This window comes from Ferrovibrio terrae (assembly GCF_943371255.1).
In the GTDB taxonomy this organism is placed as follows: domain Bacteria; phylum Pseudomonadota; class Alphaproteobacteria; order Ferrovibrionales; family Ferrovibrionaceae; genus Ferrovibrio; species Ferrovibrio terrae_B.
In genome coordinates this window covers 25,499-37,818 of the sequence record NZ_CALRUC010000029.1, presented here as the reverse complement: position 1 = coordinate 37,818, position 12,320 = coordinate 25,499, and the positions used below count along the sequence as shown (strand labels likewise).

At 62.4% G+C, this 12,320-nt stretch carries 13 protein-coding genes; 4 read left to right on the top strand and 9 right to left on the bottom strand.

The window, feature by feature from the left end; translation table 11 throughout:
* Positions 1 to 35 precede the first annotated feature (35 nt).
* The 4 genes from AAG799_RS08725 to AAG799_RS08710 all read right to left on the bottom strand — a co-directional run bounded on the left by AAG799_RS08725 (position 36) and on the right by AAG799_RS08710 (position 2,793).
* On the bottom strand, positions 36 to 662 hold the full coding sequence (locus AAG799_RS08725) for a glutathione binding-like protein (RefSeq protein ID WP_341895436.1): 627 nt from the start codon (positions 660 to 662) through the stop codon (positions 36 to 38).
* 3 nt (positions 663 to 665) lie between these two features.
* Positions 666 to 1,103 carry a GNAT family N-acetyltransferase gene (locus AAG799_RS08720; RefSeq protein WP_341895435.1) on the bottom strand — a complete coding sequence of 146 codons (438 nt, stop codon included), beginning with the start codon at positions 1,101 to 1,103 and terminating at the stop codon, positions 666 to 668.
* A 127-nt stretch (positions 1,104 to 1,230) separates the two neighbouring features.
* Positions 1,231 to 1,935: a glutathione binding-like protein gene (locus tag AAG799_RS08715; protein ID WP_341895434.1), complete on the bottom strand. Its 705-nt coding sequence runs from the start codon at positions 1,933 to 1,935 to the stop codon at positions 1,231 to 1,233.
* Between the two features lie 117 nt (positions 1,936 to 2,052).
* A complete protein-coding gene (locus AAG799_RS08710; protein WP_341895433.1) occupies positions 2,053 to 2,793 on the bottom strand; it encodes a hypothetical protein in 741 nt (246 codons plus the stop codon).
* 248 nt (positions 2,794 to 3,041) lie between these two features.
* Between AAG799_RS08710 and AAG799_RS08705 the strand changes: the two genes are divergently transcribed.
* Positions 3,042 to 3,869, top strand: coding sequence for a flagellin (locus AAG799_RS08705; RefSeq protein WP_341895432.1), 828 nt, complete (start codon positions 3,042 to 3,044; stop codon positions 3,867 to 3,869).
* Positions 3,870 to 3,890: 21 nt separating this feature from the next.
* On the opposite strand, the gene AAG799_RS08700 is transcribed toward AAG799_RS08705, so the two are convergent.
* Positions 3,891 to 5,999, bottom strand: coding sequence for an ATP-binding protein (locus AAG799_RS08700; RefSeq protein WP_341895431.1), 2,109 nt, complete (start codon positions 5,997 to 5,999; stop codon positions 3,891 to 3,893).
* 219 nt (positions 6,000 to 6,218) lie between these two features.
* On the opposite strand from AAG799_RS08700, the gene AAG799_RS08695 reads away from it, so the two are divergent.
* Both AAG799_RS08695 and AAG799_RS08690 read left to right on the top strand, forming a co-directional pair.
* Positions 6,219 to 6,896: a glutathione S-transferase family protein gene (locus tag AAG799_RS08695; RefSeq protein ID WP_341895430.1), complete on the top strand. Its 678-nt coding sequence runs from the start codon at positions 6,219 to 6,221 to the stop codon at positions 6,894 to 6,896.
* Positions 6,897 to 6,952: 56 nt separating this feature from the next.
* Positions 6,953 to 7,459, top strand: a complete 507-nt coding sequence (locus tag AAG799_RS08690) for a hypothetical protein (RefSeq protein ID WP_341895429.1) — start codon at positions 6,953 to 6,955, stop codon at positions 7,457 to 7,459.
* A 5-nt stretch (positions 7,460 to 7,464) separates the two neighbouring features.
* On the opposite strand, the gene AAG799_RS08685 is transcribed toward AAG799_RS08690, so the two are convergent.
* Complete coding sequence (locus AAG799_RS08685) at positions 7,465 to 7,686, bottom strand: hypothetical protein (RefSeq protein ID WP_341895428.1); 222 nt, start codon at positions 7,684 to 7,686, stop codon at positions 7,465 to 7,467.
* Between the two features lie 179 nt (positions 7,687 to 7,865).
* On the opposite strand from AAG799_RS08685, the gene AAG799_RS08680 reads away from it, so the two are divergent.
* Entirely contained in the window at positions 7,866 to 8,867 is a 1,002-nt protein-coding gene (locus AAG799_RS08680; RefSeq protein ID WP_341895427.1) for a tripartite tricarboxylate transporter substrate binding protein, read from the top strand.
* On the opposite strand, the gene AAG799_RS08675 is transcribed toward AAG799_RS08680, so the two are convergent.
* From AAG799_RS08675 to AAG799_RS08665, 3 genes are read right to left on the bottom strand one after another with little or no spacing between them, the layout of a single operon-like run.
* Positions 8,864 to 9,901, bottom strand: coding sequence for a hypothetical protein (locus AAG799_RS08675; RefSeq protein WP_341895426.1), 1,038 nt, complete (start codon positions 9,899 to 9,901; stop codon positions 8,864 to 8,866). The two genes, AAG799_RS08680 and AAG799_RS08675, sit on opposite strands and share 4 nt — an antisense overlap.
* 55 nt (positions 9,902 to 9,956) lie before the next feature.
* Positions 9,957 to 11,411, bottom strand: coding sequence for an amidohydrolase family protein (locus tag AAG799_RS08670; RefSeq protein WP_341895425.1), 1,455 nt, complete (start codon positions 11,409 to 11,411; stop codon positions 9,957 to 9,959).
* The gene (locus AAG799_RS08665; protein ID WP_341895424.1) at positions 11,408 to 12,319 is read right to left on the bottom strand and encodes an NAD(P)-dependent oxidoreductase; all 912 of its coding nucleotides are present in this window, start codon (positions 12,317 to 12,319) and stop codon (positions 11,408 to 11,410) included. The genes AAG799_RS08670 and AAG799_RS08665 overlap by 4 nt, the downstream gene beginning before the upstream one ends.
* Position 12,320 lies beyond the last annotated feature (1 nt).

Below are 12,320 nucleotides of genomic sequence, written 5' to 3'. Positions count from 1 at the left end.
GAGGCATTCTCCAGGATCGCGTCAGCCGACATGCCTCACGGCACCTCGAAGCCGCGCTGCACACCCGGCCTGGCCATCAGCGCGTCGTACCAGCGCTTGGCATGCGGATAGGTCGCCCAGTCGATGCCATGCCATTCCCAGCGCGCCGCCCAGGGCAGCGCGGCGAAATCGGCAATCGAAAGCTCCTTGCCGGCCATGTATTCATTTTTAGTCAGATGGCCGTCGAGCACCTTGTAAAGCCGCGCCGTCTCGGTGGCGAAGCGATCAATGGCGTAGGGCACCTTTTCCTTGGCGAAGCGGCCGAAATGATGCAGCTGGCCGAGCATCGGGCCGAAGCCGCCCATCTGCCACATCAGCCATTGCAGCGCCTGCATGCGCGCCTTGGCATCGGTAGGCAGGAACTTGCCGCTCTTTTCTGCCAGATAGATCAGGATGGCGCCGGATTCAAAAACGCTGACCGGGTCCTTGCCATAGGCGGCGGGCGGTTCGTGATCGACAATGGCCGGAATCTTGTTGTTGGGATTGATCTTCAGGAAGTCGGGCGCGAACTGCTCGTCCTTGGAAATGTTGATCGGGAAAGCCTGATACTTCAGACCGGTCTCCTCCAGCATGACGGAAACCTTGCGGCCGTTCGGCGTGGCCCAGGTGTAAAGATCAATCACGGGTCAGATCCTTTTCAGAAAATGGAACGAAGAAATGGCGTAGCGCTGGCGGAAGTAGAAACGGTGCGCTTCGGTGCGCTGGGTGCCGCTGTCGAGATCGACGGCCTTGAAGCCCTCCTCTTTCGCCAGATGCTCAAGCCAGTCGAGCAGGGCCGCGCCATAGCCGCGCGAGCGGCCGGTTTCGCTGGTGACCAGGTCATCGACATAGATCACCTTGCCATGCACCAGCCGGTTCTGGCGGCGGAAGCCGATGCAGGCCGCCGGCGTGCCGGAGGCATCGGCGGCATAGGCAAGCACATAGCCTTCCTGGTTTTGCAGCCGCACGCGCTGCACCAGCTCGGCGGCATCCTTCAGATGCGGCCGCAGGTCTTTCAACACGACAAAGCAGGCGGCGATCTGTGCGTCGGTTTCGGCAATATGGATGTTCGAGTCTTTGGTCATTTGTCCTGTCACTTTAATCGTCATCCTCGGATTTATTCCGAGGATCCATCTGCGCGTCCCGATGCGTGGATGGTTGGGATGGACCCTCGGGACAAGCCCGAGGGTGATGGTTTATTTTTTGCCTCGGCTACCCCTTCACCACGGCGGCGGTCTGACCGAACAGCACCTTCTTGGCCTCGTCGGTCATCACCGGGATGCCCTGGTTGATCGCCTTGCCCTTCTCGTAGGCCACCTTGGTGGCCGGGCGCGCCCAGATGCTGTCGAACCAGCGCTTCAGATGCGGGAAGTCTTCCAGCTTCTGGCTCTGGCGCTCATAAGGCACGATCCAGGGATAGCTCATCATGTCGGCAATCGTGTAGTCGTCGCCGCAGATGAAGGCGCGGCCTTCGAGACGCTTGTTCAGCACGCCATAGAGCCGGTTGGTCTCGTTGACATAGCGGTTGATCGCATACTCGATCTTCTCGGGCGCGTACTGGGTGAAATGATGGTTCTGGCCGCACATGGGGCCGAGGCCGCCCATCTGCCACATCACCCATTCGGTGCAGGCGACACGGCCGCGCAGATCCTGCGGAATGAATTTTTTATACTTGTCGGCGAGGTAGAGCAGGATCGCGCCGGACTCGAACACGCTGATCGGTGCGCCGCCATCGGCGGGCTCATCATCAACAATCGCCGGCATGCGGTTGTTCGGGCTGATCTTGAGGAAGTCTGGCTTGAACTGCTCGCCCTTGCCAATCGCCACCGGCTTGATCGTGTAGGGAATGCCGGCCTCTTCCAGGAACAGGGTGATCTTGTGGCCGTTGGGCGTTGGCCAGTAATAGAGATCGATCATCGTGGGGACTCCGGGCTGAACGGGTCGCTGGGTGGGGCGACAGGATGAGACAGGAATGCGGGCTCGGCAAGGCGCCGACCAGCCTCAGCTAACGCGAATCTGAAGTGAAACAAGCAGTTACCCACAGGAAGCTGGCGGTGTCCGGTGCAGGGAGCCGGGCCGGATCGGTGCCGGGTCGATCCCATTGGCGGCCGATGCGATCCGATTGGAGGCCAATGCGGTCCCAGTCGATCCCGTTCGATCCAATGCAAGCCCGTTCGATCCGATGGGGTCCAACTGGCCCACCGGCACGGAGATGGCGGGGGCCTTGCGCGCGCGCCGGCCGTGCTTCGGGCCGGGGACGGCTGCCACCGCCTCCAGCCAGTCGGCCAGGGTTTCTGCCTGGGCCGGCGCCTGCCCCAGCCGCAGCTTCTCAGCCAGCCAGTGCAAGGTCTTGGTGTCGAGCTGGCCGGTGCGCTGGCGCATCTGCAACACGGTCTGAATATTCAGATTGCGGAACTGCAGATCGGCTTCCAGCCGCAGGCGCTCGGCCGCCAGATCAATGCGGGCGCGGAACCGGCGGCTACGCCGCAGGTTCCGCCATATCCGCTCCGGCGCGCAGTTGCACAGCGAGGCCGTGACCGCGACCGAATGCCCGCGCGCCAGGTTGTCGGCTGCATTGGCCCAGTTGATACGCTGGCCCGGCGCCGGGGCATTCGGGATGCGGGGATAGTCCTCGACAAGGCCCCGCTCCTCCAGTTCCAGAGGCGTGTAGCGCCGCGGTCGCCAGGTCTGGTCACCGGGGCTGTCCTCAGCGCCGCCAGACCGGGCAGCAGCAATGTTCGGGTCTTTGAAGGGGTCGTATGTGACCTTTTCCATGGCGGGCTCCCATCAGCTTAAATAGCCCAATATATGTTCTGTTTATGTTCTTTCAAGTGGGTCTGATTACCGGCATTCCGTTAAGGTTAATCAGCTCTCGGATTAATATTGTATCCCCTTTGTGAATCCCGACCCGGTTGCTGAAATATGGTTTACAGCCCGTTAACCTTATGCGAGAAAACAGCGGTTCAGCAGCGAAAACGCTGCGGGGGTGACAGGGCGTGTTAAGCCTTGGGAGCTAAAAAACAATGGCGTCGATCAACACCAATCTTGGTGCGATGGCCGCAGTCTCGACACTGCGCACGACCGATTCGCGAATCACAGCCACATCGAAGCAGCTCGAAACCGGTTTCAAGGTTGCGGATGCCCTGGATGATGCCTCGGTGTTTGCCGTCGCCCAGGGCATCCGCAGCAACTTCAAGGCCAATGCCGCCGTGCAGTCATCGCTGCAACAGGGCCTTGGCCTGATCGATGTTTCGATCGCCGCACTAAATACCATGCTGCAGCTGGCCGACAACCTGCGCTCCACACTGATCAAGGCATCGGATGGATCGCTGAACGGAAACCAGCGAGACATCTACACGAGCGATGCCACCGCCCTGCACGAGCAGATTTCCGACATCATCAACCAGGCCAGCTACAACGGGCGCAACCAGCTGCTGGCGACGTCGACCACCGTGCAGTTCGTCGCCAGTGTCACCGGCGACACCATTTCGGTTGGCACCTTCGGTCTCGATCCGGAGTACACCACGCTGGGCACCGCAATCGCCGCAATCACCGACGCGACCACGGCCACGGCGGCTTATAACCTGATCGAGCCGCTGACCACCCGGGCGAGCGCGTCGATTTCCGAGTTCGCCACATCGCGGCGGCAGATATCCCTGCAGATGGCTTTCAATGAGAATGTGCTGGATGCGATGAAGATCGGCCTCGGCGCCCTGGTGGACAGCGACATCTCCAGCAACGATGCCGTGCTGGCTTCGCTGGCCGTGCAGAAGCAGCTGGCGGCCAGCGCACTGGGCATCGCCAATGACCGGCAGGCGACCCTGGTTTCGCTCTACCGCAGCGAAAGCTGACACCGTTCAGCCCGACGCAGATCAGCCTGGTCGCGCCAGAATGCGTGTCGCAGGCAGATAAACCCACACCACCGTTCCCTCGCCCTTAATGCTGGTGAGTTTGAGCCTGCCGCCATGCAGTTCGGCAAGCTGCCGCGTGAGTGCCAGGCCCAGACCGGTGCCCTGCTTGTTCCGGTTGCGCTCGTTATCAATCTGGGCAAATGGCTGCAGGGCGCGTTGCTGCTCCACGTCCGTCATGCCGATCCCGGTATCCGATACCGCCAGAACCAGATCGTCATTGCTATCGAAGGACGCCTGCACCAGCACACGACCGCCGGCCGGCGTGTACTTGACTGCGTTGCTGAGCAGGTTGAGCAGGATCTGCCGGACACGCCGTTCATCGCCGAGCAACCGGATGCCTGATCTGGCATCGCTTTCAACCGTGACCCCCGCCTCCTCGGCCTGCACGGCCAGCATATGGACTGCAAAGTCGACGACTTCCACGATCTCGATGGCATCGTCGTGGATTTCAAGCTGACCAGCCTCAATCTTGGCGTGATCGAGGATATCGTTGATCAGTTCCAGCAGATGTTCGCCACTCCGCTTGATATCCGTGGCATAGCCGGCATAGCGGGTATTTCCGAGCGGCCCGAACATCTCGCGCTGCATCATCTCGGAAAATCCGATGATCGCATTCAGCGGCGTGCGCAGTTCGTGGCTCATGCCGGAGAGGAAATTGGACTTGGCCCGGTTGGCGATTTCGGCGGCATCCTTGGCGCGGGCCAGCTGCAGCTCCGCCAGTTTGCGCGCACTGATATCGCGGGTGCTGGCCATGATCTCGCGCACTGCCCCGGTTTCCGGATCGTTTATGGCGCGGAAGGCAATCTCCAGCCAGACATAATGGCCGTTGCGATGACGCCCGCGATAGATAACCGTGCTCCGCGCGGCCTCGCCGCGTAGTGCCGCGAAAGCCTGTTGCAGCACGCTGCGGTCGTCAGGATGCACCACATCGGCCAGATTGTTGCCCAGCAGTTCCTCGGGTTCGTAGCCCAGCACATCGCGACAGGCCGGCGATATGTAGACCCGCCGGCCATCGGGATTCATGCGCACGATCACGTCGGTCGCCGCCTCGGCAATCATGGCATATTGCCGCCCGGCTTCCGCCGCGGCCGTTTCGGCCTGGATGCGCCGGCGCAGCAGTGTGATCGACAATGCCCCGAGCAGGATGATGATACAGCTCGCAGCTCCGGCAACCGCCATATCGAGCTGCACCGAACTGTACCAGGCTGCAAGCACATCGCCCTCGGCGCGACTGACCGTCATGATCAGAGGAAAATCTTCCAGGGTGTGCCAGGCGGCAAGGCGAATGATTCCATCGTAGACCGAAACACCGTGAAAACGGCCGGCGGGCTGACGTCGGGTCGCCTCGAAGAATGCCTGCGACCGGTCCGCCAGCAGATGCCATTCCACGTAAGGCCGGCGCACCAGCAATCGTGCGTCGTCCCGATACAGCGCCACATGACCAAGCGCGCCAACACTCAGCGTGTCGTAGAACGTCTGGAAATAATCTGTACCGATGGCTGCAAGCGCAACGCCGGCGAAACTACCATCCTTGTGCTCGATCCGCCGAGTCAAAGCGATTATCCATTGGCCGCTGACGCGGCCGAGCAGCGGCGTGTTGATACGCAGACGGGTATCGGGATTGTCGCGATGATAGATGAAGTATTCGCGATCCGCATTGCTGTAGGTTGGTCGCTCGGGCAGCGACGAGGTGCGCCAGTATCCCCGTTCGTCCAGGATGCCGAGTTCGCGGATGACCCGCGAGGCATTGACATGATTGACCAGCAGCCTGTGCAGGCGCGGCAGGCCTTCCGGCCCCATGCCATCGTTTTCCACATGCTCGATGGCATCCTGCAGGATCAGATTGGGTTCGGCAAAGGTGCGTGCCGCATGCTGGCTCAGTGCCAGCACCAGATCCTCGGCTTCGGCGAAACCCCGGCTGATCGCGGCCGCGCGCGACTGCCAGGCATGCCAGGTCACGAAGCCGACCGGCACCAGGCATGCCAGCAAAACAAACAGCGCGATCAGCGCCGTGGGCGAACGCCACGGCGCGCCTTTCGGCGTTTCCTGTCTGCCTAGCTTGTCCTCCATTCGCGACTCTAAGGGCGACTGTTCGAGCCTGTCATCCTTTGTTTTCGCGGATCGACATCACTCCTCTCCTAAGTGCGTCGTGGATGACCGACGCTATCTCCGATATGAGGAGGTGATGCAATACCAATACACTGTCTGCGTATCGGAGCACCGTTACTGCGAGACCTTGTATAAACGCCATTGTTCTTCACACGTTCTTTGCCGAATCAGGAGCAGGTCATGCCATCCATCCGTCTTTATTCCGGCCCGCTGAGCATGTTTGGCGCCAAGGCGCAGATCGCCGCGCTGGAAAAGCAGATTGATGTGGCGCTGACCATGGTGCCCTTCGAGATGAAGAGCCTGTATGAGCCCAAGCACGCGGATGTGCTGCGCATCAATCCCAAGCGCCAGGTGCCGGTGCTGATTCACGATGATGTAGAGATTTTCGATTCCACGCAGATCTTTGAATATCTCGAAGACCTGCAGCCCGCGCCGCCGCTATGGCCGACCGACATCGCCGGTCGCGCCCGCGCGCGCCTGCTGGAACTGAAATCCGACGAGGTCTATTTCCCGCATATCATTCGCCTGATGGGCCTGCAGGATAAACCCGAGGATGCGGCCGCGATTGCCGCGCGTGCCGGTGCCGCCGGCTTCTACACTGAACTGGAGACGCTGCTGAGTGATGGGCGCGACTGGCTGGCCGGTGCGGCCTTCACCTATGCCGATATCGCCTTTTACATGGCGCAGATTTTCGGCGACCGCATGGGGGCGCCGATCCCGGCGACGCATCACCGGCTGATCGCGTGGCGCGAACGGATGGGACAGCGCGACAGCGTGCGCCAGGTGGCCGGCGCGATGGCGCGCTATCTGCTGGGCCAGAACCGCCGCGTGCCGGAATGGATGACAAATTTGATGTAAATGATTCAGCCAATTGATAGGCTCAAACATCTATAGAGCATTCATAATTAAAGACTATGAACCTGATAACTATTCATTCTTTCCTATCCTGGAGCGCGCAAATTTTTGCTGTGCTGACGGCACTTGCAGCGGTAGGAGCTTATTATACTGGCAATATAATTAGTGAGAAGAAGGACACGGAAATAGCCGCCCTAAAGCCACGAACCCTTTCTGATACGCAGCGCGCAACGCTAGAAAATATACTTAGAAGTAGGGTTGGCACGGTTGGTTTTATGAGCCGCCTAATGGATGGCGAGGGAATAGACTATGCCAATCAACTTGCCGAAGTTTTTCGCCAAGCTGGTTGGAATGTCGTTTCAATTGCTGGGAATCATCTGGCAGATCTTCCGGGAAGAGTCACAACCGCAATACTTGATGATGCGACAATGCTTCCAATAGCGGAGATGGTCTGCCAAGCATTTAATGAAGCCGGGATTATTTGTGGCGGAGAGATTCGGCAAGGACAACTCCCCGGCCCTCTCGCCCCTCAAACTCTTTATATTGTTATTGGAAGAAAGCAGTAAAAGCGTCAGTTGCCGTCGATCACCGAGCGCAGCCGGCGCTCGGCCGTGGTCGGCACCGGATCGACACCCTTCAGCATCAGGCTGAGATTGACGCGCGGCACGCCGACCTGCGAAGCCAGCGATTCCAGCGTCAGGCCGCGGGCGGTACACCACTGCAGCACGGCCAGATCGGTGGCCTTGGGGAAATAGCGGGCATTCCCGTTAACGACGGTGTCGGGGAGAATCATCTTATATCTCGGGAGGCGAATCCGTTTACGGATCAGTAGACGATATTGCCGCCGAAAAGGCAATCATGCGTTGTAAGCGCATGGAATACGCCTACAACCACAAATCCTGTTGCCTGTCTCCGCACACTGAGTAAGGCTGGAAGGCGTCGTAAAAGCATAAACCGGAGGAAGCCGATCCCATGACCACACGCCGCCACATCCTGCAGGGTGCCGCCCTGTCTGCCCTCGCCGCCCTGCCCGGCATCTCGCTGCTGGCCCCGCGCAGCGCCCGCGCCGCAGGCTGGCCCGACAAGCCGGTGAAGATCGTGGTGCCCTATCCGGCCGGCGGCTCGACCGACGTGCTGAGCCGCATCCTGGCGGAAGAACTGAAGGTCAAATTCGGCCAGCCCTTCCTGATCGACAACCGCGCCGGCGCCGGCGGCAATATCGGCATCGATGCGGTGGCCAAGAGCACGCCCGATGGCTACACGCTGGGCGCCGCCACCATCGGCCATTTCTCGATCAACCAGTATCTCTATTCCAAGATGAGCTGGGATGCCGACAAGGATCTGCTGCCGGTGTCGATGACCTGGGAATTGCCCAATGTCGCCGTGGTGCCGGCCGATCACGTGCCGGCCAAAACGCTGAAGGAATTCATCGCCTGGGCCAAGACGCGGCCGACCGGCATTTCCTACGGCAGCCCGGGCATCGGCACCACGCCGCATCTGTCGGGCGTGCTGTTCTGCCAGCGCGCCGGCGTGAAGGGCGAGCATGTGCCGTTCCGCGGCGCGGCGCAGACGATTCCGGCGATGCTGTCGGGCGATGTGCATATCGCGGTCGACAACCTCGCCTCCTACATCCCCTTCATCAATTCGGGCAAGCTGCGCGCGCTCGCCGTCACCTCGGCCGAGCGCTGGCCCAGCATGCCGGAAATTCCGACCATGGCGCAGGCCGGCATGGATGACTTCGTGGTCACCTCCTGGGCTGCCTTCGTGGTGCCGGCCGGCACGCCGAAGGAGATCGTCGCCGCGCTGTCCAGCGCACTGCAGGAAATTTCCAAGAAGCCGGAGATCCAGCAGAAGTTCCTCACCACCGGCGCGAAAAGCCTGGGCAGCACGCCCGAGGTGGTGACGGCACGCGGCCAGAAGGAACGGCCGATGTGGAAAAGCGTGATCGAAAGCTCGGGTGCGCGGCAGGATTAAGGGACAGGCCCGTCGAGCCAGGCGATCACCGGGCAGTTGACGACGATGCCGGTGGGCTGCAGCGGCTTGAGCCGCTGCGCTTTCGCCAGCGCATAGAGATCGGCCTGGTGACGCTGCGGCGCGCCGGGCCGATCAGCATTGGGCCGATCAGCACTGGGCCGGTCCACCCACTCCGCCTTGGTCACGCTCCACAGCGGCGAATAGCCGCTGGCGGTGCGGCCCATGGGAAAGGCAGTGAGGATGTTGTGCGGGCTGCCGAGCTGCGCCGCATTGGCCAGCGTAGCGGTGGCCTCGGCACGGCCGTGGCGCAGGAACTGCTGCAGGCCCTGCTCGGCCGGGCCGTTGACCACAGCGAGCAGCGCGATATCGCCATTGCCGTCGCCCAGCTGCGGCACATGCACGGCGCGCTCCAGCGCGGCGACGCCGGCATCGGACGCCTCGGTGCTGATATAGACGACGCGGCGGCCTTCCGCGAAACCATGGCTGAGCAGCAGCGTCACCGTGCGTTTCGCGGTATCGATGGCCAGCACGCGGTCGGCGCTGGTGCCGTGATCGAACGGTCCGTCACCGGTGGCAATGATCGGCGCATTCAGGATCGCCGCCTGCCCCGCCACGCGCACCAGCGGCGAATAGGCCGGCACGGCGCTGCCGCCCGGCACGGCCGTCTGCGGCGGATAGCCGGTGGGGCCCGCAACCACCTGCCGCACGGCACCGAAATCCGGCGCGGCGGCAAAACGCAACACATCGCCGCTCAGGCTCGCCGCCTGCACATGACCGGCATGGACCAGCAGCGGCGCATGCACCACGCCGCGCGCCGCCGCATCGGCGGCATCGGAGGAATCGGTGACGATGTACCAGACGCTGCGCCCGTCGACCTCGCCGCGGAACAGCGGCAGCGTGACGGTATTGGCCACGGCATCGACGCCGAGCGCCGACCGCAGCACGATATTCTCGCGCGGCAGCTCGGCGGCGAGCACTGGCGTGTCGAATACCGGCATGGCCAGCAGCAGCAACGGCAGGATCAGGCGCAGCATGACGACAATCTGGACTGTTTCATGCCGCCACCGACCAACATTTGCGTGATCGGGCTCAGGCCTGGTTGCGGGTGATCAGCCGGCCATTGGCCGCGCCAGTCACGCCCTTGCCACCGACATAGCTCGATACGCCGTTGACCCAGACCTCGGTGATGCCGGCGGCGGGCTGGATCGGTGCCGCGAAAGTGGCGGTGTCGATCACGGTTGCGGGATCGAACAGCACCAGATCGGCATAGGCGCCGGCGCGGATTGCCCCGCGATCGACCATGCCGAAGACCCGCGCCGTCAGGCCGGTCATCTTGTGCACGGCCTGCTCCAGGCTGAGCAGCTTGAGATCACGGCTGTAATGGCCCAGCACGCGCGGGAAGGTGCCCCACAGGCGCGGATGCGGCATGTCGTTGCTGGGGATGCCGTCGGAGCCGATCATGCTGCGCGGATGCGCAATGATGCGCTGCACGTCGTCTTCATTCATCATGAAATAGATCGCCGCCGCCGGCAGCAGGCGATGCGCTGCCGTCACCTGGTCAACGCCCCATTCCCTGGCGATATCGGCCAGCATGCGGCCGCGCATCTGCGGATAGGGTTCAGAAGATGCGATCTGCACCGCCATGTCGTCGCGCAGGCGATCGGGCAGCAGGGCGGTGGAACTGGCCGCATAAGGATAGACATCGAAATCGACGGTCTGCTCCTTGGCCGCCTTGTCGATCAGCGCCAGGGTCTCGGTCGAGCGGCCGAAGTTTTCCGGGTTGGTGCATTTGTGATGGCTGATCACCACGGCCGAGCCGCTGTCGCGGCCGATCTTCAGCGTTTCATGAATGCTGTCGACGACGCCATCGGCCTCGTCGCGCATATGCGTCACGTACAGCCCGCCACGCGACCGCAGGCCCTCGGCCACCGCGATCACTTCACTGGTCGGGGCATGGCGGCTGGGCGGATACCACAGGCCGCTGGACAGGCCCGAGGCACCCTGGTCGAGCGATTCTGTCAGGCGCTGCTGCATCTGCGCCGCTTCCTTGTCGGTCGCGGCGCGCTGGACATCGTGATCCATCGCCACAACGCGCAGCGACATATGGCCGACCAGCGCGTAGGCGTTGGTGGCCGGCGGCGTCTTGCGCAGCTGCTCGGCGTAGTCGCCAAACGTGGGAAACGCCCAGGCGCTTTCGGTGCCGACCAGATCGAGCGGCGGCGGCGGGCGCTTTTTCATCGTGGCGGGCGCCAGGCTGATGCCGCAATTGCCGATCACCACGCTGGTGACACCCTGGCTGAGCTTGCAATGCATGCAGTCCGGCCCGTGCAGCACGGCGCCATCGTCATGGGTATGGGCATCGATGAAGCCCGGTGCCACGGCGAGGCCTTTCGCATCAATTTCGCGGTCGGCCGAGGACCCGCCCAGATCGCCGACATCGACAATGCGGTCGCCGCTGACGCCAACATCGCCGGTGAAAGACGCCGCCCCGCTGCCATCGAGGATGCGGGCATTGCGGATAGCCAGATCGTAGCGTTTGGTCATTTTGCAATCCGCCGGGTGTGGTTGAGCGCCGCCTCGATCAGGTTCTCGCTGGCTTCCGGCGTGCGGAAAGCGGAATGCGCCGACAGCGTGACGTTATCGAGTTTGGTGAGCGGGTGATCCTTGGGCAGCGGCTCGATATCGAACACGTCAAGCCCGGCATGGCCAATCTGGCCCGATTTCAGCGCCGCGATCATGGCGGCCTCGTCCACCACCGCGCCGCGCGCCGTGTTCACCAGGATGGCGCCGGGCCGCAGCCTGGCGAGGCGCTCGGCCGAGAGGAAACCGCGGGTTTCATCATTGAGCAGCAGATGCAGCGAGACGACATGGCTCTGTTGCAGCAGTTCATCAAGCTCGACGAAGCGCACACCGGCCGGCGCGTCTTTCTTCGAGCGGTTCCAGGCCAGCACCGTCATGCCGGCGCCGAGGCAAAGCCGTGCCATCTCGGCGGCGATGCCGCCATAGCCGATCAGGCCGACAGTCTTGCCAGTGAGCTGTACGCCATCCATGCGCAGCCAGTTGCCCTCGCGCATGCCGCGATCCATGCGGGCGAAGCCTTTGGCCGAAGCCCACATCAGGGCAAAGGCGCATTCGGCCACCGCGGTATCGCCATAGCCCTTGATCAGATGCACATCGATGCCGAGCGCCGCCAGCTCCTCGACATTCATATAGCTGCGCGCGCCGGTGCCGAGGAAGACGACATGCTTCAGCCCCTTGCACTGCTTCGCCACATCGGTCGGCAGGTAGGTGTGGTCAACCCATGCAATTTCGGCATCGCCCAATACCGTGGGCAGATCGGCGGGTTTCACATCCGGCTGGCGATTGACGGTAACCTTGGGGTCGGCGGGCTTATGCAGGCGCTCGGCCAGATCGCCGAGAGTGGGATTGGCATCGACAAAGACAGCACGCACG